The following is a 26,810-nucleotide window of genomic DNA, read 5'->3' as shown; positions in this document are numbered from 1 at the left end:
AGGACGCCCGCTGGGGCGCCCTCGTTGGGTTCAAACTGGGTTGAAATCCGGTTGGCCTATGGCCTAGATGGTTGCGGGGGCAGGATTTGAACCTGCGACCTTTGGGTTATGAGCCCAACGAGCTACCGGGCTGCTCCACCCCGCATTTACAGTCTAACTCCCGCCCCCAGCCCGGTCAACCGAAGCCCCTCCGGCCCGTCCGCACGCCTACGCGCTCATCCGATACACTGCTCGCAACCCATTGATTTCGCCGAGGTGTCCGCCGCATGTCCCAGCTTTACGTGATCGTCCTGGCCATCATCGTCGCGGTTCTGCTGGGTGTCGCCATTTACCGCACCTCCACCGTCAAAACCAAAGCTGACTACCTCGTCGCCGGCCGCTCCCTGCCTGCCCTGGTCCTGGTGCTCACCCTGCTCACCTCCTGGATAGGCGCAGGCTCCCTCTTCGCCGGAGCCGAAAATGCCTATCGCAACGGATTCGCCGCACTCTGGCAGCCCGCCGGCGGATGGCTCGGCCTCGTGCTCATCTACTTCATCGCGCCGCGCGCCCGCAAATTCGCCCAGTTCACCCTGCCCGATCTTCTTGAGGCTCGGTACAACCAGGCGGCTCGCGTACTAGGCACCTTCGCCATTCTCTTCGCCTATGTCGGCATCACGAGCTACCAGTTCAAAGGCGGCGGCGACGTCCTGCACCTGATCTTTCCTGATACCGTTTCGAGTCAGCTCGGCACCTTCATCATCGCCGCCTTCGTCATCGTCTCCACCGCGCTCGCTGGGATGTCTTCCGTGGCCTACATGGACGTGGCCATCGGGTCGCTTGTCACCGTCATCTGCATCATCGCCACCCCCATGCTGCTGCACGAAGCCGGCGGTTGGTCCGGCGTCCACGCAGCACTGCCACCCGCCTACTTCACCGTCTTCGGCAACTTCAGCCTCAGCCCCGAGGGCGTCGACCAGGGCGCAGGCATGGGGCTTCTCCGCGCGCTCGAATTCCTCGTCCCAACCATGCTGCTGATGCTCGGCAACCAGGTCATGTACCAGAAGTTCTTCTCCGCCAAATCGGAGCGCGACGCACGCATCTCCGTCATTGGCTGGATCATCGGAACGCTTCTGCTGGAAACCCTCATCGTTGCAATTGCTGTCTTCGGGCGCGCGCTCTTTCCCACTGGAGAAGTGGCCGCACATCCCCGCGAGATCATTCCTTACACCGCGCGACACGGGCTGCCCGCATTCATGGGCGCTCTCCTGCTCGGCGCCGTCTTTGCCAAGGTTATCTCCACGGCATCGAACTATCTCTTCTCGCCCGCTACCAACCTGATCAATGACGTCTTCGTTCGCTACATCGCACCAGACGCCTCCCACAAGCGCGTGCTCATCGTCTCGCGCCTCGCCGTTGTGCTCCTCGGCATCTGGGCGCTCTACCAGGCCGTCTACGCCGAGTCCATCCTCCAGAAAATGCTTTGGGCCTACACCATTTACTCCGCCGCCCTCACCCCCGTGGTTCTCGCCGCCTTCTACTCACGCCGCGTCACGGCATGGGGAGCAGTCGCCGCCATCGCCGGCGGAACCGTGGTGACCCTTACCTGGGATCTCCACTGGGTGAAGGAGAATCTGCCGCCCATCATTGCCCAGCGCGACGCCATCTTCCCGGCACTCGCAGTAGCCCTTGTTGCTCTGGTCGTCGTCAGCGCCTTCACCCCACGCCCCGCACCCGACCAGCTAGCCCAGTTCGCCGACTGAACCGGCGGCCGCGCAAATCAGCTAATCTGTTTCGCGTAAAGGGGGGCCACATGGAAACCCATTCCACTGTCATTCCCGCCCTGCGTTATCAAGATGCCCACGCCGCCATCGACTGGCTTTGCAACGTGCTCGGATTCACGCGCCACGCGGTCTATCCCGGACCCGACAACACTGTGGGCCATGCCGAGCTGACCCTGAACGGCGGCATGATCATGGTCGGTTCTCACAGAGAAGACGATTACGGCAGGGGCTTCAAATCGCCGGGCGAACTTGGAAACATCGAGACCCGCAGCAGCTACATCGTCGTCAAAGACGCCGAGGCCGTATGGCATCGCGCCCAGTCCGCCGGAGCCCAGATCGTCCGTCCTTTCCAGGCCACCGACTATGGCAGCCACGAGTTCACCATCAAGGATCCCGAAGGCCACTCCTGGTCGATAGGCACCTACGATCCGTGGGCCACACACAGCATGTGATGAGTCACCGCCGCTTTCGCCTCTACTGAGTTCAGGAGCCCGCCGGAGCCAACGTGTATCGCAGAATGCTGACGTATGCTGCTTCCTTCATAGCGCTTCTCGTGCTTTGCATCGCCTCTAGCGCGCAGACTCTCGGCCGCCTGACGGCCGAGGAGATCATGCAGCGCGTGATCGCTGCGACGGGCGCCACAGTGCCTGCCAACACAGTCGACACGCTGAAGGCTGGGGACCCCAACACAGTGGTAACCGGCATCGCCACCACCTTCATGGACACCTACGCGGTCCTGCAGCAGGCCGTGGCCCAACGCAAGAACCTCATCATCACGCACGAGCCTACCTTCTATAACCATCTCGACGATCGAACCCCTCTCGCCGGCGATCCTGTGCTTCAGCAGAAACTCGCCTACATTCGCGACCACCACCTGGTCGTTTGGCGTTTCCATGACACGTGGCACCTGCGCCAGCCGGATGGCGTTCTCACCGGAATGGTGACCCAATTCGCATGGCAGCGCTATCAGGACGCGGCGAATCCGCACCTGTTCACGTTGAAACCGACCACTGTAAAGGCCGTCGCCGCTGATCTTCAGGCACGCACACGCGCACGCGTCCTCCGCATCGTCGGCGACCCGCATCTGCGCGTCACTGGTGTCGCGCTCTATCCCGGCGCCTCAGGATCAGCCAAGCAGATCAAGGCTCTTGAATTGGAGAATGTGCAATTGCTGGTCGCCGGCGAAGCTCAGGAATGGGAGACCGTACCCTACGTGCAGGACGCAGCTGCCGAAGGTCGTCCAAAAGCTCTCATCTTGCTCGGCCATGAAGTCTCAGAGGAGGCCGGCATGGAAGAGTGCGCACACTGGATTCAGACGCTCTTCCCGAAGATCCCGTCGCGTTCCTTCCAGCAGGAGAACCGTTTCGCACGGTTCAAGACCGATAGCCGTGCCCCAAGGCAACAGCATCATCTGCGAATCGACCGATACGCCTGGTTCCAAAAGCGCACGAGTCGCGCGTGCGCTTCAGGGCTCACCCAAGTCTCGTTCTCATCTGAAGGAGTACCTCCAACAACAAGAGGTTTGACCCACCACCTGATCTTCCCCCTCAACCGTTCGTCGAGACAGAGCTTCGTTGCGTCTGGCAATTGAAACGAGCTTAGGTGCATTGGATCGAGCGGTACCGTCGGGATTGTGAATGCCATCCCGCTCTCGTTCTGGATGATGAAGTCATCCCAGTTCTTCAAGCCGAGCACCCTGTATCCCGGCATCAACTGGGAAATCGAGTAGCCCTCGTTGAGTAAGTCGGCCTCGGCTTCTTCGAACAAGATGAGGTAATCTTCGTCCAGCCAGCCCTCACGCATGCCTGCGATTTTCCTCTCGGCGTTGTAGCGGCGCGTTCTTGCTGTAGCGCAGCCGCCTACTTCATCGTCACCGCCTGCCCCGCTGGCGTATCCGCCGTCTTGAACCCGATCACGTGATATACCGCCGGCTCCTTCCCCACATTGCGCACGCCATGAAAGATATCCGACGCCAGGAAGATCACACCGCCGGGGCCCACCTTCTTCCACTCGCCGTTGATCAGCGCCTCCACAGTGCCTGACTTGATGATCAGCATCTCCTCGTTGGGATGCTTATGCGGCGGGTGCGGCGCGCCACCCGGATTCAACGTAGTGATATGCACATCCAGGTTCTTCAGCGTCGCCGTGGGCCCGTTGTAGAGCGAGCGCACCGAGCCAGACTCCGTCGTCTTCGCCGGCACATCATCCCAGTTGATCACCCACGAGCCCTTTGCGGTCCCGCTCTGCGCCACAGCAAAACCGCCGGCCGTTACCGCCGCCGCAATCACCGCCACCAATGCATCTCTACGCGTCAACATCCAATCCCTCCTGATCGCTCGAACCACCTGACCACCTGATCACTAACCATTAACGATTGGCCGCCGTTGTTTATCCTGTCGAGGATGATCTCTCGTCGTGCGCTTTTCCCCGCAGCAGCAGGCTTTCTTGCCTGCCTGTCATCCCTCAACAGCTTCGCACAGCAGCCCGCTAACGTTCTCGCGTGGCGCGGCGAGCAGCCCGTTCGCGCGAAGCACGGCATGGTGGTCAGCGTACACCATGCCGCGTCAGACGCCGGACTCGAAATCCTCCGGGCTGGTGGCAATGCTGTCGACGCGGCCGTGGCCACCGGCTTCGCGCTCGCGGTCGTTCACCCCGCAGCAGGCAATCTCGGCGGCGGCGGATTCCTCCTCCTTCGCACCCACGACGGCCGCACCACCTTCATCGACTACCGAGAAAAAGCTCCCCTCGCCGCCACTGAAACCATGTACCAGGACGCCCACGGCGATGTCCTGCCCGAGACCAGTCTCCAGTCCAGCGTCCTGGGTTATCACGCCATCGGCACACCCGGCTCCGTCGCCGGCATGGTCTACGCCGAGCGGAAGTACGGCAAGCTGGGCCTCGCCAAAGTCATCGCGCCCGCCATTCGCCTTGCCTCCGACGGGTTCGTCCTCACCGACGAAGAAGCCGGCGAGCTCCGCGACGATGACTTGACCAAATTTCCCGACTCACGCCGCATCTTCCAGCGCAACGGCAACTACTACAAGGCCGGCGAGACCTTCCGCCAACCCGAACTCGCCCGCACCCTCCAGCGCATCGCCGCCAATCCTGACGACTTCTACCGCGGCAAGATGGCGCAGGAACTGGTCGCCGATCTCAAGAAGGGCGGCGCACTACTCACGCTCCAGGATCTCGCGCAATACAACGTGGTCGAGCGCCGTCCCATCATCGGTGACTTCCACAACTTCACCGTCATCAGCGCCCCGCCTCCCAGCTCCGGCGGAATTGTCGTGCTCAGCGCGCTCAACATCCTCGAGGGCTACGACCTAACCAAACTCGGCGATCGCACGCCCCAAACTCTGCACCTCATCACGGAAGCCTGGCGCCGCGCCTTCATGGATCGCGCTCAGTATCTCGGTGACCCTGATTTCAACACGATTCCCACCGCCCAGCTCATCGGGCAGAAATACGCCGCGGCATGGCGCGCCGGCATATCACCCATCCACGCCACACCCAGCGCCGATCTCAAGCGCCCTCCTGGCTTCCTGCCTCAGCCGCCCACCACCGCCGGTCATTACCGCGAATCGAACGACACCACGCACTACTCCGTCGTCGACAGCGAGGGCAACGCCGTAGCCGTCACCACCACGCTCAACAACAGCTTCGGCTCGGCTGTGACCTCGGGAACGCTCGGCATTCTGCTCAACGATGAGATGGATGACTTCGCCGCCAAGCAGGGCGTGCCCAACATGTACGGACTCATCCAGGGTCCTGCCAACGCCATCGCTCCCGGCAAGCGCCCTCTCAGCGCCATGACACCGACGATTGTTCTCGAAAATGGCAAGCTGCGGTATGTGCTCGGCTCGCCCGGCGGCCCGCGCATCATCACCACCGTCGGAAACATTCTGCTGTCAGTAGCCCAGGGGGGACTCAACATTCAGCAGGCAGTCGACGCGCCGCGCTTCCATCACCAGTACCTGCCCGATGAGCTCTACCTCGAGCCCGGCTTCAGTCGCGACACACTAGATGCACTGAAGAAAATGGGATACTCCGTCAACGTAAAGGACGGCCACTGGTCCAACGGCGAATGCATCGCAATCGATCCCTCTACCGGCGAACTCCTCGGCGGCCAGGACCACCGCAGCCACTACGGAAAGGCCGCCGGCTACTAACCGGCGGCCATGTGCATCTTTTTCAATTTGTCATTCTGAGCGAAGCGAAGAATCTGCGGTTGTTCCTGATGCCCCCTACAACTCCATCGACTTCGTCTCCGCAATCGCTCTCGCCTTCAGCAGGAAATCACTCAGCGGCATCGATCCCTGGTCGCCCTTGCCCCTGGTTCTCACGCTGACTGCGTTCGCCTCCTGCTCCTTGTCGCCGAAGACCAGGATGTACGGCACCTTCTGATTCGCGAAGTCCCGAATCTTCGCATTCATCTTCTCGTTGCGCAGATCCGTTTCAACCCGGAATCCCGCAGCCTTGAGCTCTGCCTCAACCTTCGCAGCGTACTCAGAATGCCGCTCGCTGATCGGCACCAGGCCGATCTGCACCGGCGCCAGCCAAAGCGGAAACGCCCCGGCGTAGTGCTCAATCAGCACGCCGAAGAACCGCTCCACGCTGCCGAACAGCGCCCTGTGCACCATCACCGGCTGATGCCGCTCGCCGTCTTCGCCCACATATTCGAGCTCGAATCGCGCCGGCAAATTGAAATCGAACTGCACCGTCGATAGCTGCCACAACCGCCCCAGCACATCCACCAGCTTGAAGTCGATCTTCGGCCCGTAGAATGCGCCTTCGCCGGGGATCTTCTTATACGTGAGGCCGCGGCGAGTAAGCACCCTATCGAGCGCCTCTTCCGCATGGATCCAGTCTTCCTGCTTGCCCACGAACTCGCCGGGCTTGCTGGGATCATGCGCGGAGAGCTCCACTCGATATTCGGCGAAGCCAAAGGTCTTCAGTACAGCTTCAGCAAAGTCGATACAGCCGTCCATCTCGTCTTCAATCTGCTGCGGCGTGCAGAAGATGTGCGCATCGTCCTGCGTAAAGCCGCGCACGCGCAGCAGCCCGTGCATCGTGCCCGAGCGCTCGTAGCGATACACGTTACCCAATTCCGCATACCTCTGCGGCAGGTCGCGATAACTCTTCGGCGAATTCTTGTAGATCAGAATGTGACCCGGGCAATTCATCGGCTTCAGCCGATACTCGGCATCATCCAGTTCCATCGGCGTGTACATGTTGGCCGAGTAGAACCCCTCGTGCCCGCTGATCTCCCACAAATGCCGGCGCATCACGTGCGGCGTGAATACCATCTGGTAGCCCCGCTTAAGGCATTCGTCGCGCATCCAGTCTTCCATTACCTTGCGGATGATGCCGCCCTTGGGATGCCAGAAGATCAGCCCCGCGCCCGCTACTTCCTGGATCGAAAACAGATCCAACTGCTTACCCAGCAGGCGATGGTCGCGCTTTGCAGCCTCTTCCAGCCGCGCGAAGTGCTCGTCCATCTCTTTCTTGGAAAAGAACGCCGTCCCGTAGATCCTTTGCAACTGCGGATTCTTCTCATCCCCCAGCCAGTAAGCGCCGGCCAGGTTCGTCACCTTCACCGCCTTCACGCGCCCGGTCGACGGCACGTGCGGCCCGCGGCAGAAGTCCACAAACTTCCCATTGCGGTAGAAGCTCACCTGCGACCCCGGCTCGGTGAACCGCGTCACAAAGTGCGTCTTCATGAAGTCGCCATCCCGCTCGAATTCGGCCAGGGCCTCTTCACGCGGCTCATACTCGCGCTGGAACTTCTCGTCGCGCGCTACCACTTCGGCCATCTTTTTCTCTATGGCCGCAAGGTCATCCGGCGTGAACGGCTTCTCGCGATAAAAATCGTAGAAGAATCCCGAGTCCGTGGCCGGCCCGTGCCCCAGCTTCGTCTCCGGAAACAGCTCCAGCACCGCCGTCGCCAGCACGTGCGCGGCCGAGTGGCGCACCACCTTCAGCGCCTCCGGATCCTTCTCCGTCACGAGTTCCAGCTTTACATCCTCGTTCAGCGGAGTCGCCAGGTCGACCAGGCGCGGAGCCGACTTGTCCTCAGCCGCGTACATCGCGGCCTCCGCCGGCGCGTTCGCCGCAGCCGATTCCTCTTTCTTCGTCTCACCGGAAGCAGTCACAGCCACCAGCGGAGTGATCCGTGCCACCACGCTCGCACCAGCGAGCCGCGGCGAGATCGAGTTGGCGACGTCGAGAGGCGTCGTGCCCGCAGGCACTTCCCGGACCGAACCGTCCGGCAGATGTATAGCGATGTTCGACTTGCTCATGATGAAAGAATCCCGTCTGTTTGGTAGCGCGATGCAAATTGCGCAAGGCTGACCTTCTAGGATAGTTGCCGTCCGCACCCGCCGTCGAGAATCATAAGATCAATTCGGCATCTACCTACGTTATGCGCGCAGCCAGTCTCGTCTTCCTGATCCTCCTCTGCCAGGGCATTGGCATCCTCGGCGCCCGTTGGACCGCGCCCGAGATCCCGGCCTGGTACAGTACCCTAACCAAGCCCTCCTTCAACCCGCCGTCGTGGATCTTCGGCCCGGTCTGGACGCTCCTTTACCTCCTGATGGCCATCGCAGCCTGGCGCATCGTCCATACGCCCGCGTCCACAGACCGCACAGCCGCGCTCGCGGTCTTCGCAATTCAGCTCGCCCTCAATCTCCTCTGGTCCTGGATCTTCTTCCGTCATCACGCACTGGGGGCGGCCCTTGTCGAGGTCATCTGCCTCTGGCTGACCATCGCCGTCAGCGCGATCCTGTTCGCCCGCATCGACTCCATTGCCGCCTGGCTCCTCACCCCTTATCTCGCGTGGACGGCGTTCGCAAGCCTTCTGAACGGTGCTATCTGGCGCCTCAATAAATAGTCCGAAATTTCCTCCTTGCCAAACGTGCCCCTGCAGGACTAAAACGATTTTCGTCTAGCACAACAGTGGAACTTCCCTATACCCCACATGGTCCGCGCACGTCCCGGTCCTGGGCATGGTCAGCTCATTTGCACGCGAGCTAGTGTTTCTACGTTGCAGCTGGAGGTCGGCTCGACGAAAGGTAAGAAATCAAATGCAGGTTTTGTGCAAGAGCACCGCCGATTCCCCAGAGCTCTGCTGCCCGGTTTGCGGCCAGGGCTTCACGCTGATCTGGGAGCGCCATTCCCGCGCCGAGCGCACCATCGCGCTCCGCGAAATCGCCCGCGCCCTTCGCAGCCATCACCAGAAGGCTTCCGGCCCCCAGGCCCATCCTCAGCGCGGCTTCAAGCTCCCGGACTGGGATGGCCCTTCAGCTTTTTCTGGCGCTGCAATTTCCGGCAATGCACCCAGTTGGGCACTTTAGCGCATCTTAGTTAGCAGAATTTGATTTGCTCTGCGAGGCGCGGCAGAGCAAGCGAGCTGGAAGGCAATCACCCAAAGCCCGCACATTTTGAAAGATTGGCAGGACCCCACCGTCGGCCACTGAGCCAGACGAGAACAACAACAGGGGCCGCCACCCGACTCTGGTAAAAGATTCTGGTTCTCTCCGTAGCTTCATGAGCACGATGAGACCATTACATTAAACTGCGTTGTTTCCCGATGCCGGTCGGCGACTACACCCTTTGAGGTCATCGCCACCGGCATTGCTATTTCTGAATTTGTCATTCTGAGCCGAAGGCGAAGAACCCGCTTTTATATTCTCCCTAAACCAAAACGACCGCCCGATCAGAGAACCGGGCGGTCGCTTTTCCTAATCGCTAATGCCTAATCCCCTATTGCCTGCCTTTAGTGATCGCCGTGATCCCCACCCACATGCGTCGGTATCACTCCCGGCGCAAACAGGTCTGACAGATCGTTCGTCCCCGGCGTCGCCGCATCACCCAGCAGCGGACCCACATGGAACACCTCCTGCCACGTCTTCAGATCCGAGGAATGCGTCAGATCCACCGTGCTCGCATAGGGCATCCCGCCCTCGTTCGCGCGCGCCAGGTTCGAAATCACGATCTCCGGAACAGTGTGGTTGAAGTCATCGCCGTTATCGCCAGGGTCACCATCGTTCTCCGACTCGTCCCACCAAAGGACGATCGCGCCGCCATCCTTATACGCCTTCGACGCCATGATCATCGGAACCAGCCGCGCCAGCGCGTTGTCGCCTGCCTTGAGCGTCGCTGCGTCACCCGTCAGTCCAGCAAAACCAGTCTTCAAGCCGCTGTGCTGGTCGTTGTACTGGTCCGGCGTAATCCAGTTGTAATCGGCCACGCGATCATGCGCGAGATCGAACGCCAACTGCTGCATCGGAGCATACTGCTGCGCGTCCGGGCTCACCGGGTTGCCATTGCCGTTCGTGTCCGTGAAGAACACCATCGGGTTGTGCTTCGCTGCATAGTTGTACTGCAGTGTGTCGTTGTACTCGTTCAGCGGGCTCGTCGGGTCGAAGCTCCCTGAGTGGCTGCTCAGCGGCACCGTCCACTGGTTGCGCGGCAGCGGCACATTCACCAGGTTCCCGCCCGCATTCGTCTGCAGGTCGATATCCTCTTGGTACGACCGCCAGCTATGCCCCGCCTTCGCCAGCAGCGTTGCCAGATGCTGGTGTGTGGTCTGCACCGTCGGCCCTTTGGGCGAATAGGGATCGTTATCGTTCGCTACGCCGAAGTTCGTTCCTGCCTCGGCCCACAGGTAGTTGGGTTCCGAAGGATGAATGTGCGGATTGTTTCCGCTCGGCGTCGCCAGCACGTTATGGTACGCGTTCGCATAAGCCACATGCTGGCTGATGTTCACCAGCTGACCATCGATATTGGTCTGCGCCGTTCCGTTCACCAGGCTGTTGATGAAGGGGCATGCGGGGTTGCCGTAGATCTGTTGAATGCCACTGGTGGCGCCCACATTGCCGTTGGGCTGCGTCCAGTTGTGGTTCTCCATGGCTATCACAAACACGTGCTTGATCTCGCGCGGACCTTCCTGGGCGCCGGCCGACACAGCTGCGAGACACACGCCGAGGGCAAGCCCTGCCATTGGGCTAACAAACTTCATGGGGGACATCGATTGTCTCCAAAGGGAAGTACGGCCAGTCGAGTCACTACACACTTGGAGCGAACTGTAACTCAGCTCATCAGCCGCCTGCAGACGTTGATAGCCCCCGCATGTTTCGAAACGATGACTCCACGGTTAATCCTCGCCTCGATATCCACCGGCCTCTTTGTCCCTTGTCGAAGCCTGCGTTGAGCGAAGTCGAAGCGTCCCCTTGTCCCTGTCTTCTGTTCCCTGATCCCTGTTGCCTGTTCCCTGCTTCTAAACCCCCGGCACCGGCGGGCATCCCGGAAACTCCGTCAGGTAGGTATTCCCCTTGTACCCGAGGTATCGAATACCGATCTTGCTGGTGAAGAACCCATCCGCCACAAAGTTCCGCAGGAACGCGAACCCGGCAATTGGCTTCTCCAGGCTGGGGTCTTGCTCTGCGTTCTTGCGGTAAGCCACCTGGTCAAGGATCTCCGTCTGCTGGCCCTTGGTGCAGTCGATCCACGGCTTGCCGTAGCGGCTCGTGCAAGTAGCATCGAGCCACCGCAGAAACCCTCCAAGCTCTGCCTGATATTCGGTATTCTCGCTCGCAAGCAGATCGATGAACTCCGGCGCGCCGCCCTCCACCGCGCCACCTGAATCGGCATCCGGCGGAAGGATCGCATCCGACAAAGCCTGCAGCGTCTTGTATCCCTGGGCGTCGAAAAACTTCGGCGTGTAAGCTCCCGCGGCCTTCTCCGCCTCAATGGCGTGGTGAGCGTGCTCCGCCGCCTGTGCAGGAATCACCCGCAGCACCGACCCGGCGGCAACACTCATCGTCAGCGACTTCAGAACCGCGCGGCGCGAAACAGGATCGAGCGTCATCACAGCTCTCCTTTCTTCGCCTGCTCCAGCACATACTCCGACGTCCGCCACGAGAGCGCCATGATCGAAAGCGTCGGATTCTTATCGGGGTTCGACACAAACGGCGCCGCATCCGCAACGAAGACGTTCTTCACGTCATGAGCCTGGCACCACCGGTTCAGTGCCGATGTTTTCGGATCATTCCCCATGCGCACCGTGCCAAGCTCATGAATGATCTCGCCACCCTCTGAGATCCTGCCCGCCGGTTGTTGCCGCAACTCGTGACTCTCGCCCGCGCTGGCTGGCGGCGGAGCATGCCTGCGAAACGAAACGACCGTCCCGCCCGCCGCTTCAATAATCTCCGCGAAGGTCTTCTGCATGTGCTCCGACATCTTGATCTCGTTCTCGCCCCACGCAAAGTTGAAGCGAAGAACCGGGATCCCCCACTGGTCCTTCACACTCGGATCAATCTCGCAGAACGACTTCTCATTCGGGATCATCTCGCCGCGCCCGTTGAATCCGATGTACGTTCCGTAGTCCTTGCGGCACGCCTGCTTCAAGCTCACACCGTAGCCCTCGTGCGCTTCACACGTGCCTTGAAATCCACCCACACCGGGCATATCGCGCCCGCCGCCAAACTCGATGTGATACCCACGCAGGAACCCGTTCTTCTGTCCGAAGAGCCACCACGGCATGTACATGTGCATGCCGCCTACGCCGTCGTGATTGTGCGCAGGCATGCTCTCAAGCTGCGGAAAGTGCCCAACGAGATCGCTTCCAACGGAGTCCGTCAAATACCGGCCCACCACACCCGATGAATTCCCCAGCCCATTCGGAAAACTCGACGACCGCGAGTTGAGCAGCAGCCGCGCCGATTCGCACGCACTCGCCGCAACCACAATCGCACGGGCATACACGCGCTGCTCCTGTTTCGTCGTCTTGTCGACATATGAGACGCCCTCTGCCTTGCCACTCGAACCAAGCACGATCTCCCGCGCCATCGCGTTGGCGATCATCGTCAACCTGCCCGTTGCGGCGGCCGGCGGAATCATCACCTGGCTCGAGCTGAAATTCGAAGCCGTCCTGCATCCACGCCCGCACTGCGCGCAATAGTGGCATGCATCGCGATCGTTCAGCGGCTTCGTCAGAATCGCGAGCCGCGATGGAATGCACGTGATGTGCAGCTTGTCGCACGCCTTCTTGACCAGCGTTTCCGTGCAGCGTGGCTTGGGCGGCGGCATAAACACGCCGTCCGGCGCGTTCGGCACATTCTCCTTCGACCCGAACACCCCAATGTACGACTCGACCCTGTCGTAGTAAGGAGCAAGCTCTTCGTACGTGATGGGCCAGTCATCACCCATCCCATCTGTCGAGTGCGGCCGGAAATCCGCAGGCCCGAACCGAAGAGCGATACGCCCCCAGTGATTCGTGCGCCCGCCCTCGATCCGCGAGCGGAACCAGCGAAACGATGAGCCCGGGGCGGTCGTGTACGGCTCGCCTGGAACCTCCCAGTATCCGTTCGGCGCCATGAACTCGCTTAGAAGCCCGCGCAGGCTTCCGCCAACACCCACCCCCCGGTGCTCAAGCTGATAAGGCCACACGTGCTCTTTGAAATCCGTATCGGGATTTAGCCGCGGGCCCGCCTCGAGCATGACAACACTGAGGCCACCCTCCGTGAGAATCTTCGCCGCCGTTCCGCCTCCTGCGCCAGAGCCGATGATGCAGACGTCGTATACCTTCTTGCGCGGGGAAACTTCCAGCATGCGTCCTCCCGGAACCTGTGTGTCCAGCCGAAGACAACACAACGCAGTTCGCGGTGAGCCAATCGAACAAGCGCCTGAGGGAAGTGCTGTTTCCGGCAGCCAACACTATAGACGCTTGAATGGCCGATGCGCGAGTTGCGACGCAGATACCGTCCCATCATGTGCGTCTCGTGCGATGCTAAGTGCGCGTCTTCCACTTCGAGGACAGAAGATTCAGCTTATCCTGCATCAGCAACTCCGGCTTGGGCGCAGGCTTGGGAGCCGCAGCGCGAGGAGCGCCCGCGGTCAGCGCCTTGATCGAAAGCGCAATGCGCTTCGCCTTTTCGTCCACGCTGAGCACCTTCACCTTCACCAGCTGCCCGGTCTTCACTGCCTCAGAAGGATCCTTGATGAACTTGTTCGAAAGCTCACTGATATGAACCAGCCCGTCCTGGTGCACCCCGATGTCAACGAACGCGCCGAACTTCGTCACGTTTGTGACCACGCCTTCCAGAGTCATCCCCACCTTGACGTCGCTGATCTCCTTCACATCCTCATGGAAGCTAGGCGCCACGAACTTGTCGCGAGGATCACGCCCCGGCTTGCGCAGCTCGGCAAGAATGTCGTTGACCGTGAACGCTCCCGCAGAAAGCTTGTTGCGGTCCACCTTCTCCAGCAACTCAGGCTTCTTGATGATCTCGGCAACCGGCGTGCTCAGCATGGACGCAATCTGCTCCACCACCGCATACGACTCCGGATGCACCGCCGTCGAGTCCAGCGGATTATCGCCATTGCGAATGCGCAGAAACCCCGCCGCCTGCTCGAACGTCTTCGGCCCAATGCCCGGCACTTCCAGCACCTGCTGTCGCGAACGGAAGCTGCCCTTCTCATTGCGGAACGCGACAATATTGAGCGCCGCGCGCTCGCTAATACCCGCCACGTGCCGCAACAGCGTCCACGACGACGTATTCAGATCCACGCCCACGCGATTCACGCAGCTCTCCACCACGGCCGCAAGCGAATCGGCAAGCTGCCGCTGATCTACGTCATGCTGATACTGGCCCACGCCAATCGACTTGGGATCAACCTTGACCAGCTCGGAAAGCGGGTCCTGCAGCCTTCGCGCAATTGAGATCGCCCCACGCACCGTCAGGTCCAGATCCGGAAACTCCTGCCGCGCGATATCCGATGCCGAGTAAACACTAGCGCCGGCCTCGCTCACCGTAACGGAGAAGATCTCGGCAATCCCCTTGTCGCGTAGAAAGCCGCGCACAAACGCGTCCGTCTCGCGCGACGCAGTTCCGTTACCGATCGCAATTGCGCGCACGTTGTACTTGCGCAGCAACGCTTCTAGCTTCGGCGTCGCTTCAGCATCGCCCCGCTTGCTGGTATGCAGATACAGCACATCGTGCGCCAGCATCTTGCCCGTCTCGTCCACCACCGCAACCTTGCAGCCGGTTCGCAATCCTGGATCAATCCCCAACACGGAGAGCGGCCCTGCCGGCGGCGCTAGCAGCACGTTATACAGATTGTCCTTGAACACCTGAATGGCTTCCGTATCGGAGCGCCGTTTCAATTCCAGTCGAATCTCTCCCTGGATTGACGAATTCAGCAGGCGCTTCCACGCATCCTCAATAGCCAGTTCGAGCTGCGCCGTCCAGTCACCCGGCGCGCGCAGAACATGCCGGCGCATCACCCCGAGCGAACGCTCCGCATCCAGCTCGATCAGGAAGTAGAGCACGTTCTCGCTTTCGCCGCGCCGAATCGCAAGCATGCGGTGCGAAGGAATCGTCTTCACCGGTTCCGAGTACTCGTAGTACATCTTGAACTTTTCCTGCGCATCCACCGCGTCGATGGTCTTGCGGCTGACAACTGTACCTTCATCGAACATCAGCTGCCGCAGCGCCTTACGCAGAGTCGCATCTTCGCTGATCCACTCAGCAACAATGTGGCGCGCACCTTCGAGCGCCTCATCCACATTGGCAACACCAAGCTCCGCATTCACGAACGTCGTAACCAACGCCTCCAGCGGATCGCTGCCCACCTGCTGTTCCCACAAATACTTCGCCAGCGGCTCCAGCCCTTTCTCGCGCGCGATCGTAGCCTTGGTGCGGCGCTTCGGTTTGTAGGGCAAATAGAGATCCTCAAGCTCCGCCTTATCGAGCGTCGCCTCGATGCGGGCCTTCAGTTCGTCCGTGAGCTTACCCTGCTCCGCGATAGAATCCAGAATCGTCTTCCGCCGATCAACCAGCTCGCGGAAATACGCGAGCTTCTCCTCGATCGCGCGAATCTGCACTTCGTCCAGATTTCCTGTAGCCTCTTTGCGATAGCGGGCAATGAACGGCACCGTACCGCCGTCGTCCAGCAACTCGATCACGGACGTAACGCCGCGCATCGGAATGTTCAGGGTTGTCGCGATGTGAAGCAGGATTTCAGGGGAGAGAGTTTTCAATTCCGTCATGAGCAGTCCTTCGCTATCCTAAATGCACGGACTGAGGAAAAGAGCGCGAGGAATTCACATGCCCTGGCGCGAAGCTCCTGCATACAGTTCGAGCAGCGAGCGCGCCGCACAAAACGGAGTCGTGCGGCCTTCCAGAACCTCGCTTTCAAACGCCGCAACCTGCTGGCGAACCATGGGATGCGAGCGGAAAAGCTGGCCGAGGCCGTGCTCCAGCGCATCACGCAGCCACCGCCGCCGCTGCTCGCGCCTGTTCTGCCGGAAACTACCGTTGCCCTGCGCGAGATCGGCGAATTCACGCACAGCGTTCCATAACGCGGGAATGCCGCGCCCCGTAATCGCCGAACATGCAACGGCACGTGGAGTCCAACCGGAAGGCGGAGCAGGGAAGAAGTGCAGCGCAGTTTCAGCATCGGCCCGCGTGCGTTCCGCGCAAGCGACATTCTCTCCGTCAGCCTTGTTCACCGCAATCAGGTCGGCGAGTTCCATCACCCCGCGCTTCATGCCCTGCAGTTCATCGCCCGCTCCGGAAAGCATTACCAGCAGAAAAAAATCCACCATGTCGTGTACGGCCGTCTCTGATTGCCCCACGCCAACGGTCTCAACAAAAACATTCCCGTAGCCCGCCGCCTCGCACAACAGCATCGCCTCCCGCGTGTGCTGCGCAACTCCGCCATACGATCCGCGCGAAGGCGACGGGCGGATAAAGGCCTGCTCGCACGCCGCAAGCGAAACCATGCGCGTCTTGTCGCCCAGTATGCTACCCCCGGTCACCTGGCTGCTGGGATCGACAGCCAGCACCGCCACCGACTGCCCATATTCGCCGATCACATATTGCCCGAGCGCTTCGATCAGCGTGCTCTTGCCCGCCCCCGGCACACCGGTGATCCCGATCCGAATAGAACGCTCGGCATGCGGCAGGCACGCCTCAACAATCTCTTCTGCAAGTTCGCGATCCGCAGCGCGTGAGCTCTCAATCAACGTAATCGCGCGCGACAAGATGCGGCGATCGCACCTTAGAATGCCTTCAATATACTCATCGCGCGAGAGAACAGATCGACGCTTCACCGCTCGCGTAGGGGGCTCCACCGAAGGGCTGCCCACGCTCACGCGCAATGCGCTCTCGAAACGAGCGGTCAACGAACAACGCCCCCCGCCGGGCTTGCCGCCAGCGAATGCAATATCTGTTGCGCCGCCTTCGGGATCGGCGTGCCCGGCCCATAAATTCCCGCAACACCGGCCGCGTAGAGAAACTCGTAATCCTGCGGCGGAATCACTCCGCCTGCCACCACCAGGATGTCTTCGCGCTCAATCCTGCGCAGTTCATCGATAAGTTGAGGAACCAGCGTCTTGTGGCCCGCGGCCAGCGTCGACACCCCCACTACATGCACATCGCTTTCAGCAGCGAAGCGCGCCACCTCCGCCGGCGTCTGAAACAGCGGCCCAATATCGACATCGAATCCCAGGTCCGCGAACGCGCTCGCAATCACCTTCGCCCCGCGATCGTGCCCGTCCTGTCCCATCTTCGCCACCAGGATGCGCGGCCTGCGTCCCTCCGCTTCCTCGAATTCAACAACCATCTGCTGCGCGCGCCGGAACTCCTCGCCGGCTCCTTCCGCGGAATAAACACCCGTCACCGCGCGCGGCACCGCCTGGTAGCGGCCCCACACCTTTTCAAGTGCGAATGAAATTTCGCCTAGCGTAGCGCGACTGCGAGCCGCCTCCACTGCACACTCAAGCAGATTGCCCTCACCGCCTCTCGCGCACGCTTCGATCCGTGCAAGCACCTGCTGCACCGCCTCGCCATCGCGGTCCCGCCGCAGTTGCTCCAGCCGCCGCACCTGCGCTGCTCTCACAGCCACATCGTCAATATCGAGAACAGGAATCGGTGTCTCTTCCGGCGTACGATAGGCATTCACGCCCACCAGCACATCCTTCCCGGAATCGATGCACGCCTGCCGCCGCGCGGCAGCCTCTTCAATGCGCATCTTGGGAATGCCCGTCTCGATCGCCTTCGTCATTCCTCCCAGGCCCTCTACTTCTTCAATCAGCTCCCACGCCGAATGCATCAGCTCATGCGTAAGCCGTTCGACATAATACGATCCACCCCACGGATCGATGACGCGAGTAATTCCCGTCTCCTGTTGCAGATATTTCTGCGTATCGCGAGCAATCCGTGCGGAGAAATCTGTCGGCAGCGCCAAAGCTTCGTCCAGCGCATTGGTATGCAGCGACTGTGTATGTCCCATCGCCGCCGCCAGCGCTTCCACGCACGTGCGCACCACGTTGTTATAAGGATCCTGCGCAGCAAGGCTCCAGCCCGAAGTCTGCGAGTGCGCGCGCAACGCAAGCGACTTGGGATTCTTCGCGCCGAAGCTCTTCACCAGCTTGGCCCACAGCACGCGTGCCGCGCGCATCTTCGCAATCTCCATGAAGTGGTTCATGCCCACTCCCCAGAAGAAGGAGATGCGAGGCGCAAACTCATCCGCATTCAAGCCAGCCTTGACGCCCGTCCGCAGATACTCCACTCCATCCGCCAGCGTATAAGCCAGCTCGATATCCGCAGTGGCCCCGGCCTCCTCCATGTGGTATCCGCTCACGCTGATGCAGTTGAACTTCGGCATCTTCGCTGCGCAATAGCGGAAGATATCGCCGATGATCCGAAGCGACGGCTCCGGCGGATAGATGTACGTGTTGCGCACCATAAACTCTTTGAGTATGTCGTTCTGGATCGTGCCGCTCAGCTTGTTCAGCGCCACACCCTGCTCTTCCGCGGCAACGATATAAAACGCCATGATCGGCAGAACCGCGCCATTCATCGTCATCGATACCGACATGCGATCCAGCGGAATGCCTTCGAACAGCGTCTGCATATCGAGCACGGAATCGATCGCCACGCCTGCCTTGCCCACGTCCCCAGCCACTCGCTGATGGTCGGAGTCATAGCCCCGGTGCGTGGGGAGATCGAACGCAACCGAAAGCCCCTTCTGTCCCGCTGCCAGATTGCGTCGGTAAAATGCATTCGACTCCTCCGCCGTCGAGAAGCCCGCATACTGACGAATCGTCCACGGCTGCAGCGTGTACATCGTGCTGTACGGACCGCGCAGAAATGGTGGCAGGCCGGCAGCGTATTCAAGATGCTCCACGCCTGCGAGATCATCCGGCATGTAGAACGACTTGATCGGAATATGCTCCAGCGAGAGATACTCCCTTGGCTCCGCAACGCCGACGCCATCATTCGACGACTCTGCCGCATCGACGATCCGCTCGCTGTCTTTAGGCGCAAGCTCCTGATATCTCTTCCATGCAAGCGCCGCGAGGCGATCCGTGATCGCTTCCACCGCGTAAGAACCGCCCGCAGGATCCGCCACGCGATCGAACAACCCTTCGTGCTTCAAAATGAGTTGCGTATTTCGCGCCAGCCGCCGTGCCAGCGCCTCCTCAGCCTCGTCCGTATTGAATGGCACGACAGAAAGGGAATTCGCTCCGCCCAAAATGGCTGACATCGCTTCCGTCGTCCCGCGCAGGATATTCATGTGCGCAGCATCTTCGCTGGCTCCACTCAGCTCAGTGCGGGCGTGAATACGGGCTGCAGCACCGTCGCGCGCAACTCCGAATCCCTCCAGCACCCGCGCCCACAGCATGCGGAACCCGCGCAGCTTGGCAATCTCGACAAGGAACTGCGAGCCAATACCCAACGAGAACGTCAGCGAATGCGCAGCGCGTCTAACATTCACGCCCCGCTGCTGCATGTGCTCCAGGAATTCAGCACCCCTTCGCAGACTCGATACGATCTGGTCAACGAAATTCTGACCGGCCCCGCCAGCCTCAATCGTGAACGGGGCAAAGCACTCCGACGCAGCCCCCATCATTTCTGCCGAGAACTCAAGATCCGCCAGCGGATCAAAACTCGTCGATACCGCAGCTCCATGCGGTCGCTTGCTCAACCGCTCGCAAAGCAGTCGCATGCTAGCAGCGTCCACCAAATCAAAGTGGATCGGAATCTGTTCGATCTGCGCAAAAAGAATCGCCAAGTCAGAAGCACCGGCAATCTTCACGCCGCGAAATGCGATCTCCTCCGTGCCACATGCCACGGCCCCGCGCGCCTGCCGATTGGCCTCTTCAGCATCTGCCGCCTCAATCTCTTCGCGAATGCGCCAACCCGCCTCCGCGCAAGCACCCCGCACATAAGGGCACTGGCCGGGCGCCGTTTGCACGAATGGCATGCCCGCAATATCCTCCGCTCGATAGAACGGCTTGAGCTCGAATCCCTCCTCAGCGTTCCAAAACAGCTTTGCATGATCATCGCCGTTGAGGGCCTGGCGAATCGCAGTCTCCCACTCAACGGTCGTAACGGCAGGGAACTCGGAAAGGAAGGAATCTGGTGACATGGGCTCTCACTTCTGCTGCGGATCTTCGACCATCTCGAAAAGAATTCCGAACGGATGATCAGCCCGCGATTTTGGATGAACAAAGAAGACCGTGGTCCCGCGCGATCCCGCCCGCGGCGTCTTGTCGATGATCTGAAAACCCGCTGCTTGCATCGCATCAAAAGCACGCTGCGCGTTGTCTACGCGGAATGCAACATGCGCCGTCCCGGGCCTGCCACCATTGCGCTCGATCGTCTTATTTACCGGCGATTCCGGCGAGAGCGGCTCCAGCAGTTGAATCAAATTCGGCCCCTCGCCAATCTGCAGCAAAACCTCGCGAACCTGGTCGCGCCCCAGCACTTCTTCCCGGTGAATCTCGCGAAAACCCAACAGCTTGTAGGCTTCCACCTGCGCTTCGAGTTCGCCGCACGGAACCGCAATCGCCACGTGATCCACAAACTTGATGCCGGGCGTCTTCACCCCCTCGGCGTCCGCGTCCGCAAAGGCCCCCGCCATCACCGCCGTCATCATCACTAAGTCCATATCGAATCCTCTCCGGCGCTACAGCAGGCCTATCCCTTCTCTCCGTCTCTGGCTTCAAGCTCCACAAGCACCTGGCCCACCTTCACTGAATTGCCCGGCTCCACATGAACCTTCTGCACCGTCCCCGCTCTCGGAGCAGTCACCTGGGTCTCCATCTTCATCGCTTCCAGAACCAGCAAAAGCTCGCCCGCCTCAACACTCTGCCCCGGCGCTACCGGCACGCGAATCACGAGCCCTGTAACTGGACTGCGGCGAATTCCATTGGACAGGTCGTTGTCAAACGCATTGCCGGAAGTCGGCGGAACGCTGACCGCTGGCACATACACCGGCGCTGGCGGCGCGACGTACGGCGCAGCAACTTCCTCTTCGTCCAGCACCTCGACTTCGGCCTCGTAGACATTCCCGGCAATCGTGATCCGAAGCTTCAACTGTTTTTTCCTTTCCGCCTGCCGTGCGTTCCAGTAACGCAGCATCCTGCCGTGCAGCTTCACTTGCGCAGATTGTGCGACGACTGCACCAGCACCCGGCCCTGCTGCGACCATGGGCTCGCCTTGTCGCGCCCCTTCACCAGCGTTGCCGAGCGCACGCGCGCATTGGGTCCCGCAGCCGCAATCGCCGCCGCAACAATGGCAGCCTGTATCTCCGGCTCGATCGCCGGTTCCTCGCCCTGTCCAATCACTACGTCGCCCGCAGCCGCAGCTTCCGATTCCGTTTGAATCGGTTGCGAAGCAGCAGCCCACGCTGAATGGATCTCCGTCAGCCGCGCCTCAACCAATTCCAGCGCGTCATCCATCGCGGCAACCTGCTCTTCAAGCACTCGCTGACGTTCATCCGCTCTGCGCTCCAATCGCCGCATCATCGCAATGCACAGCGCACCGGCGATCAGCGCCGCTGCGCTTACGATGATTGCCGCCACTGCCCACTCGCTTGTCACGTCACACTTCCTTCTTAGAGCGGAATAAGCCCGTGCTTCTTCGGCGGCCGCAGTTCGCGCTTTGCATGCAGCGACTCCAGCGCAAGCGCTACCTGCCTCCGTGTTTCAGCCGGCTCGATCACGTCGTCCACCAGCCGTCGCCCTGCAGCCACAAACGGATTGGCGAACGTATCGCGATACTCCTCGACCAGCTCTTTGCGTTTCTCCGCCTGATTCTGCGCCGCATCAATCTCGCGCCGGAACACGATCTCCGCTGCCCCCTCGGCCCCCATCACCGCAATCTCCGAGGTCGGCCATGCCAGCACGCGATCCGCGCCCAGCCCCTTCGAGCACATCGCAATGTAAGCGCCGCCATACGCTTTGCGCAGCACCACCGTGATCTTCGGAACCGTCGCGGCCGAATACGCAAACAGCAACTTGGCCCCGTGCCGAATAATGCCGCCGCGCTCCTGCTCCACTCCCGGCAAAAAGCCCGGCACGTCCACAAACGTCAGCAGCGGAATGTTGAACGCGTTGCAGAACCGCACAAACCGCGCAGCCTTGTCTGACGCGTTGATATCGAGCACGCCGGCAAGCACGTTCGGCTGGTTCGCAACCACTCCCACCGGCCGCCCCTGCACGCGCCCAAAACCAATCACCAGGTTGGGAGCAAACCCAGGCTGGATCTCCAGAAAATCCTGGTTATCCAGAATCCGCACAACCACCGCGCGCACGTCGTAAGCAATCTTCGGATCGACAGGAACAATCTCGTTCAGGTCCGAGTCAGACTTAAGCTTCGAATTGAATGGAGCCCGCGGCGGATCCTCCAAATTATTCGAAGGCAGAAAGCTCAGCAGTCTCCGGCACAACTGCAATGCCTCCGCATCGTCCTTCGCAATCAGATGCACCACGCCGGCGTTGTTCATCTGCGAGACCGGCCCACCCAACTCCTCCGCGCTCACCTCTTCGCCCGTCACTTGTTTGATCACCTGCGGACCCGTGATGAACATGCGCGCCGGCAATGTCTGAATCACGAAATCCGTAAGCGCGGGGCTATACGCCGCGCCGCCCGCGCACGGACCGCAGATCACTGCGATCTGCGGCACCGTTCCCGACAGCATCACGTTCCTATAGAAGACCCGCGCATAACCATCGAGCGAGTCGATGCCCTCCTGCACGCGCGCGCCACCCGAGTCGTTGATGAACACAAACGGGCTGCCTGTCTTCAGCGACATCACCATCATCTCGGCAATCTTGCCGCAATGAACCTCGCCCGCTGCGCCGCCCACCACCGTGAAATCCTGGCTTGCTAAATGAACCAGACGGCCATCCACCGTGGCGCATCCGGTAACCACGCCGTCCGCGGGCAGGTCCTTGCCTGACATGCCGAAATAGCTCGCGCGATGTCGCGCAAAGACGCCGATCTCCTGAAAGCTCGCCTTATCCACCAGCGTCTGGATACGCTCGCGCGCCGAAAGCTTCTCCGCCTCGTGCTGCTTCTCAATGCGGTCCTTGCCACCGCCCAGTTCGAGCAGTTCCCGCCTCGCACGCAGGTCGGCAACCTTGTCCTGCATGGTCTTGGGCTTCCCGCGTTCCTGCTGTTTGAACATTCGTTCTCCAGCGGCAGAACGCGCCAGCGCCTTGAGGTCGCGCCATCCAATGGCGCGCGTTGCAGGCAAGCCTATCTACGCGTTCGCAACCTTGGAGATTCTAAGCCCGGAAGAATGCCGCGCGATGTGACGCACTTCACATCGGCTTAACCGCGCCAAGATGCCCAAAATGTAGTGATTTCGAGCACTTTCAGGCCTGCTCTCTTTGCCTTCATCAGATAGCAACTCTTCGTATCAGGGAGTGACTCTAATCTGTTCTTATAATGCCTAACGCCTGATTCCCAGGTCGCTTGGAATCTCTTAGCGATCGGGCTTCGTATCAGGGCATGACTTCGGTGATGCCGAAGAAGCTCCACCAGGAGTTTTGGGGCTTCAACAGCCTGCTGAAAAGGCCATTCGAAACGAGCCTTGTATCAGGGGCTGCCTCCAGGCAGCCCGCATGCCGCTCCACTGGTTGGACCGGGGCTTTTGCCCCGAGGGATGCTTCCCGATCACCGAAGCGGCGCTGAACCGCACAGCCCTCGAAGGGCACGGCTTCAGCCCCCGGCGGATACAGCCCTGCCGAAAACGCTCTACAGCGCAAACGAAAGCGCAAACGCAAATCCCAGCCCTGCCACAGCAATAATCGTCTCGCAAATCGACCACGTCTTCAGCGTCTGCGGCACGCTCAGCCCGAAGTACTCCTTCACCAGCCAGAAGCCGCCATCGTTCACGTGCGAAAAAATCAGCGAACCCGCCCCCGTTGCAATCGCCAGCAGCTCCGGATGAACCCCCGTATATTGCGCCGCAATGGGCGCCACAATCCCGGCAGCCGTAGTCATCGCCACGGTCGCCGATCCCGTTGCCAGCCGCACCAGCGCCGCGGTCAGCCACGCCAGCAGCAGCAGCGACACATGACTCTGCAGCGCGATGCTGATGATCGCATGCGCCACGCCGCTGTCCTGCAGCACGCGTCCAAAGCCTCCGCCCGCGCCCACCAGCAGCGTAATCGTCGCCGTCGGCGCAAGGCACTCATTGGTAAACCGCAGGATCGTGTCGCGGTCGAATCCCCGCATCTTGCCCAGCGTCAGAAAGCTCACCAGCACACCCACCAGCAGGGCCATGTCATCATTGCCCGCCAGCTTGATGATGCTGTTCGCTGTGCTGCCCGCCGGCGCAAATGTATCGGCCCAGCTCCCCAGCAGCATCAGGAACACCGGCAGCAGAATCGTTATCAGCGACAGCCCAAAGCTCGGCAGGCTGCGCTCCTTGCCGTGATCGACAAATTCCTCCGCCAGCGGATTCTCATCAGCCAGCTTGATCGAAGGAGCAATGAACTTCGCGAACAACGGCCCTGCCAGGTATGCCGTCGGAATCCCGATCAGCAGCCCATACAGAATCGTCCGCCCCACATCGGCCTTGTAGATCATCGCCGCCATCAGCGCCGCAGGATGCGGCGGCACCAGCCCGTGCACTACCGATAACCCCGCTGCCATCGGCAGGCACACCAGGATGATGTTCGTCCTCGTACGCCGCGCCACCGTGAACGCAATCGGCACCAGCAGCACAAAGCCCACTTCGAAGAACGCCGGCAATCCCACCACCAGCCCGCTCACCATCATCGCCAGCGGAACCCGCCTCTCACCGAACCACCGCACCAGCGTGTGCGCAATCGTGTCCGAGGCGCCCGACTCCGCCATCATCTTGCCTAGCATCGTCCCCAGCGCCACCACAATCGCGATATGACCCAGCGTCCCGCCCACGCCCGTCTCAAACGAATGAATGATGTTCACCATCGGCATGCCGGCCGCGATGCCCAGCCCCAGCGACGCAACAAGCAGGCTCAGAAACGGATTCAGCTTGAACACAGCCACCAGCAGAATCAGCGCGATGACCGCGACCAGCGTCGACAAAAGCAGAAATGTGCTGTGGGGATCGATCATCTATCTCCGCTGTGCAGGCTCAAATTATTTGCTGCTGTGCGTGCCCATGCGCGGCAGGAAGCGACCCGCGCGTTGTCCTGTGGGTCCATCCGCAGTGTACGTGAGCACCCCGTTCACCCAGACACCCGAGATCCCCTCCGCCCTCTGCACCGGATCGGCATAAGTCGCCGTATCAATAATCCGCTCCGCGTCGAACAGAACGAGATCGGCGAACGCACCCTCCCGGATCACCCCACGATCCTTGAGCCCGAACGTTCCCGCCGGCAATCCCGTCATCTTGTGAACCGCCTCGGTCAGCGAAAACAGCTTCTCCTCGCGGCTGTACCGCCCCAGCACCCGCGGAAACGTCCCCCACAGGCGCGGATGCGGCCGCGGATCGTGCGGCAGCCCGTCCGACCCAATCATCGTGGCGGGATGCGCCAGCACCCGCCTCATGTCCTTCTCCGAGATGCTGTGATAAATCGCCCCCGCAGGCTGCACCTTCCGCGCCGCCTCAATCTGCGGCATCCCCCAGTCCTCCGCAATCTGCGCAATCGATCGCCCCGCAACCTCAGGATGCGGCCGGCTCCACGTAATCGTGATCTCCACCCGCGCATCCACCTGCCCCAGATCGAGCGTGCTCGAACCCGCCGCATAGGGATAGCAATCGCACCCAACCGCCTGATCCCGACGCGCAGCCTCGAACGCCTCCAGAACCTCACCGCTGCGGCCCCAGTTCGCAATTCCCGCGCACTTCAGGTGCGAAATCACCACCCGCGATCCACCCGCGCGCCCAATCGCGCAAGCTTCCTTGATCGCATCCAGAATGCCTTCCGTCTCAGTCCGCATGTGCGTCGCATAAATCGCATCGCGATCGCGCAGCAGCTCCGCCAGCGCCTCCACCTCCGTCGTCGGAGCGGCATTAGCATTCGCATAAGCCAGCCCCGAACTGAGCCCCAGCGCCCCCGCATCCAGCGCTTCGGCCAGGTCCGCGCGCATCGCGTCCACTTCCTCTGCCGTCGCCGCGCGGTCCAGCCCATCCATATGGTTGCTGCGCAACGCCGTGTGTCCCGCGAACGCCGCCACATTCACCGCCGGACCAGCCGCCCCAACAGCCGATACATAATCCGCGAACCGCGGATAGCGGAAGAACCCCGCCTGCCCCAGCAGATTCATCGGGTCGGGCGGCTCGCCCCGCAGCCGCACCGGCGCCGCGCTGATGCCGCAATTGCCCGCGATCACCGTCGTCACACCCTGCGAAATCTTCGCCGTCATCTCGGGCGTCTCAATCACGCTCGTGTCGTCGTGCGTATGCGTGTCGATAAACCCCGGCGTCAGCGTAAGCCCCTTAGCATCGATCTCCGTCTGCGCATCGGACTCAAGCCTCACTCTGACGCCGACAATCCGCTCGCCTTCTACCGCAACATCCGCAACGCGCGGCTCCGCTCCCGTGCCATCCACCACCATCGCGTTCCGAATCACAATGCCGCAATTCGCCATAGCAATCCGTTCCAGAATATAGACTGAAAGCTGTTTCGGACCTTGCTTTGAAGGGCCACAGCTTCAGTTGGTGCAGAAAACTCTGATCGACGGGCTTTGTATCGAGGCACGACTTCATTCGTGCCGAGAAAAGCTCATCAAGCTTGCCGGCTTTACAGCTTGCTGA

20 protein-coding genes and 1 tRNA gene are annotated in these 26,810 nt (G+C 60.9%); 6 read left to right on the top strand and 15 right to left on the bottom strand.

Features of this window, described 5'->3' with window-relative positions:
* Positions 1-68: 68 nt before the first annotated feature.
* A tRNA-Met gene (locus MOP44_RS07730) sits at positions 69-145 on the bottom strand.
* 121 nt (positions 146-266) lie between these two features.
* Between MOP44_RS07730 and MOP44_RS07725 the strand changes: the two genes are divergently transcribed.
* The 3 genes from MOP44_RS07725 to MOP44_RS07715 are packed head-to-tail and all read left to right on the top strand — an operon-like array spanning position 267 to position 3,351.
* Positions 267-1,739 carry a sodium:solute symporter family protein gene (locus MOP44_RS07725; RefSeq protein WP_260795427.1) on the top strand — a complete coding sequence of 491 codons (1,473 nt, stop codon included), beginning with the start codon at positions 267-269 and terminating at the stop codon, positions 1,737-1,739.
* A gap of 50 nt (positions 1,740-1,789) precedes the next feature.
* The gene (locus tag MOP44_RS07720; RefSeq protein ID WP_260795426.1) at positions 1,790-2,212 is read left to right on the top strand and encodes a VOC family protein; all 423 of its coding nucleotides are present in this window, start codon (positions 1,790-1,792) and stop codon (positions 2,210-2,212) included.
* A 53-nt stretch (positions 2,213-2,265) separates the two neighbouring features.
* Positions 2,266-3,351 carry a Nif3-like dinuclear metal center hexameric protein gene (locus MOP44_RS07715; protein WP_260795425.1) on the top strand — a complete coding sequence of 362 codons (1,086 nt, stop codon included), beginning with the start codon at positions 2,266-2,268 and terminating at the stop codon, positions 3,349-3,351.
* Between the two features lie 268 nt (positions 3,352-3,619).
* On the opposite strand, the gene MOP44_RS07710 is transcribed toward MOP44_RS07715, so the two are convergent.
* Positions 3,620-4,078, bottom strand: coding sequence for a cupin domain-containing protein (locus MOP44_RS07710; protein ID WP_260795424.1), 459 nt, complete (start codon positions 4,076-4,078; stop codon positions 3,620-3,622).
* An 84-nt stretch (positions 4,079-4,162) separates the two neighbouring features.
* Here MOP44_RS07710 and ggt point away from each other — a divergent pair, with 84 nt between their 5' ends.
* A complete protein-coding gene (ggt, locus tag MOP44_RS07705; protein ID WP_260795423.1) occupies positions 4,163-5,929 on the top strand; it encodes a gamma-glutamyltransferase in 1,767 nt (588 codons plus the stop codon).
* A gap of 75 nt (positions 5,930-6,004) precedes the next feature.
* Here the strand turns inward: ggt and thrS are convergent, their stop codons facing one another.
* A complete protein-coding gene (gene thrS / locus MOP44_RS07700) occupies positions 6,005-8,059 on the bottom strand; it encodes a threonine--tRNA ligase (protein ID WP_260795422.1) in 2,055 nt (684 codons plus the stop codon).
* 122 nt (positions 8,060-8,181) lie between these two features.
* Between thrS and MOP44_RS07695 the strand changes: the two genes are divergently transcribed.
* Positions 8,182-8,649: a TspO/MBR family protein gene (locus tag MOP44_RS07695; protein ID WP_260795421.1), complete on the top strand. Its 468-nt coding sequence runs from the start codon at positions 8,182-8,184 to the stop codon at positions 8,647-8,649.
* A gap of 202 nt (positions 8,650-8,851) precedes the next feature.
* Positions 8,852-9,112 carry a hypothetical protein gene (locus MOP44_RS07690; RefSeq protein WP_260795420.1) on the top strand — a complete coding sequence of 87 codons (261 nt, stop codon included), beginning with the start codon at positions 8,852-8,854 and terminating at the stop codon, positions 9,110-9,112.
* 422 nt (positions 9,113-9,534) lie between these two features.
* Here the strand turns inward: MOP44_RS07690 and MOP44_RS07685 are convergent, their stop codons facing one another.
* The 12 genes from MOP44_RS07685 to MOP44_RS07630 form a co-directional block, all read right to left on the bottom strand.
* Positions 9,535-10,779 carry an alkaline phosphatase family protein gene (locus MOP44_RS07685; RefSeq protein WP_260795419.1) on the bottom strand — a complete coding sequence of 415 codons (1,245 nt, stop codon included), beginning with the start codon at positions 10,777-10,779 and terminating at the stop codon, positions 9,535-9,537.
* Between the two features lie 258 nt (positions 10,780-11,037).
* Positions 11,038-11,628 (bottom strand): gluconate 2-dehydrogenase subunit 3 family protein, encoded by a 591-nt coding sequence (locus MOP44_RS07680; RefSeq protein WP_260795418.1) that lies wholly within the window; start codon positions 11,626-11,628, stop codon positions 11,038-11,040.
* The gene (locus tag MOP44_RS07675) at positions 11,628-13,370 is read right to left on the bottom strand and encodes a GMC family oxidoreductase (RefSeq protein WP_260795417.1); all 1,743 of its coding nucleotides are present in this window, start codon (positions 13,368-13,370) and stop codon (positions 11,628-11,630) included. Before MOP44_RS07675 ends, MOP44_RS07680 begins: the two co-directional genes overlap by 1 nt.
* Before the next feature lie 178 nt (positions 13,371-13,548).
* Positions 13,549-15,810 carry a Tex family protein gene (locus MOP44_RS07670; protein ID WP_260795416.1) on the bottom strand — a complete coding sequence of 754 codons (2,262 nt, stop codon included), beginning with the start codon at positions 15,808-15,810 and terminating at the stop codon, positions 13,549-13,551.
* A 54-nt stretch (positions 15,811-15,864) separates the two neighbouring features.
* Complete coding sequence (gene meaB, locus MOP44_RS07665; protein WP_260795415.1) at positions 15,865-16,875, bottom strand: methylmalonyl Co-A mutase-associated GTPase MeaB; 1,011 nt, start codon at positions 16,873-16,875, stop codon at positions 15,865-15,867.
* Positions 16,876-16,943: 68 nt separating this feature from the next.
* Complete coding sequence (gene scpA, locus MOP44_RS07660; protein ID WP_260795414.1) at positions 16,944-20,198, bottom strand: methylmalonyl-CoA mutase; 3,255 nt, start codon at positions 20,196-20,198, stop codon at positions 16,944-16,946.
* A gap of 6 nt (positions 20,199-20,204) precedes the next feature.
* A complete protein-coding gene (locus tag MOP44_RS07655) occupies positions 20,205-20,720 on the bottom strand; it encodes a VOC family protein (protein WP_260795413.1) in 516 nt (171 codons plus the stop codon).
* A gap of 29 nt (positions 20,721-20,749) precedes the next feature.
* A complete protein-coding gene (locus MOP44_RS07650) occupies positions 20,750-21,148 on the bottom strand; it encodes an acetyl-CoA carboxylase biotin carboxyl carrier protein subunit (RefSeq protein ID WP_260795411.1) in 399 nt (132 codons plus the stop codon).
* A 59-nt stretch (positions 21,149-21,207) separates the two neighbouring features.
* Entirely contained in the window at positions 21,208-21,654 is a 447-nt protein-coding gene (locus MOP44_RS07645) for a hypothetical protein (RefSeq protein WP_260795410.1), read from the bottom strand.
* Positions 21,655-21,668: 14 nt separating this feature from the next.
* Positions 21,669-23,243 (bottom strand): acyl-CoA carboxylase subunit beta, encoded by a 1,575-nt coding sequence (locus MOP44_RS07640; RefSeq protein WP_260795408.1) that lies wholly within the window; start codon positions 23,241-23,243, stop codon positions 21,669-21,671.
* Positions 23,244-23,815: 572 nt separating this feature from the next.
* Positions 23,816-25,165, bottom strand: a complete 1,350-nt coding sequence (locus MOP44_RS07635; RefSeq protein ID WP_260795407.1) for a GntP family permease — start codon at positions 25,163-25,165, stop codon at positions 23,816-23,818.
* Between the two features lie 24 nt (positions 25,166-25,189).
* Positions 25,190-26,644: an N-acyl-D-amino-acid deacylase family protein gene (locus MOP44_RS07630; protein ID WP_260795405.1), complete on the bottom strand. Its 1,455-nt coding sequence runs from the start codon at positions 26,642-26,644 to the stop codon at positions 25,190-25,192.
* Positions 26,645-26,810 lie beyond the last annotated feature (166 nt).

It is taken from the genome of Occallatibacter riparius (assembly GCF_025264625.1).
GTDB classification, from domain to species: domain Bacteria; phylum Acidobacteriota; class Terriglobia; order Terriglobales; family Acidobacteriaceae; genus Telmatobacter; species Telmatobacter riparius.
This window is presented reverse-complemented; position numbering and strand designations above follow the sequence as displayed.

What these genes read in the sequence shown, in the direction of transcription:
- MOP44_RS07725 (WP_260795427.1), top strand. Translation starts at nt 267, where the DNA reads ATGTCCCAGCTTTACGTGATCGTCCTGGCCATCATCGTCGCGGTTCTG.
- MOP44_RS07720 (WP_260795426.1), top strand. Translation starts at nt 1,790, where the DNA reads ATGGAAACCCATTCCACTGTCATTCCCGCCCTGCGTTATCAAGATGCC.
- MOP44_RS07710 (WP_260795424.1), bottom strand. Translation starts at nt 4,078, where the DNA reads ATGTTGACGCGTAGAGATGCATTGGTGGCGGTGATTGCGGCGGCGGTA.
- ggt (WP_260795423.1), top strand. Translation starts at nt 4,163, where the DNA reads ATGATCTCTCGTCGTGCGCTTTTCCCCGCAGCAGCAGGCTTTCTTGCC.
- thrS (WP_260795422.1), bottom strand. Translation starts at nt 8,059, where the DNA reads ATGAGCAAGTCGAACATCGCTATACATCTGCCGGACGGTTCGGTCCGG.
- MOP44_RS07695 (WP_260795421.1), top strand. Translation starts at nt 8,182, where the DNA reads ATGCGCGCAGCCAGTCTCGTCTTCCTGATCCTCCTCTGCCAGGGCATT.
- MOP44_RS07685 (WP_260795419.1), bottom strand. Translation starts at nt 10,779, where the DNA reads ATGAAGTTTGTTAGCCCAATGGCAGGGCTTGCCCTCGGCGTGTGTCTC.
- MOP44_RS07680 (WP_260795418.1), bottom strand. Translation starts at nt 11,628, where the DNA reads ATGACGCTCGATCCTGTTTCGCGCCGCGCGGTTCTGAAGTCGCTGACG.
- MOP44_RS07675 (WP_260795417.1), bottom strand. Translation starts at nt 13,370, where the DNA reads ATGCTGGAAGTTTCCCCGCGCAAGAAGGTATACGACGTCTGCATCATC.
- MOP44_RS07670 (WP_260795416.1), bottom strand. Translation starts at nt 15,810, where the DNA reads ATGACGGAATTGAAAACTCTCTCCCCTGAAATCCTGCTTCACATCGCG.
- scpA (WP_260795414.1), bottom strand. Translation starts at nt 20,198, where the DNA reads ATGTCACCAGATTCCTTCCTTTCCGAGTTCCCTGCCGTTACGACCGTT.
- MOP44_RS07655 (WP_260795413.1), bottom strand. Translation starts at nt 20,720, where the DNA reads ATGGACTTAGTGATGATGACGGCGGTGATGGCGGGGGCCTTTGCGGAC.
- MOP44_RS07640 (WP_260795408.1), bottom strand. Translation starts at nt 23,243, where the DNA reads ATGTTCAAACAGCAGGAACGCGGGAAGCCCAAGACCATGCAGGACAAG.
- MOP44_RS07635 (WP_260795407.1), bottom strand. Translation starts at nt 25,165, where the DNA reads ATGATCGATCCCCACAGCACATTTCTGCTTTTGTCGACGCTGGTCGCG.
- MOP44_RS07630 (WP_260795405.1), bottom strand. Translation starts at nt 26,644, where the DNA reads ATGGCGAATTGCGGCATTGTGATTCGGAACGCGATGGTGGTGGATGGC.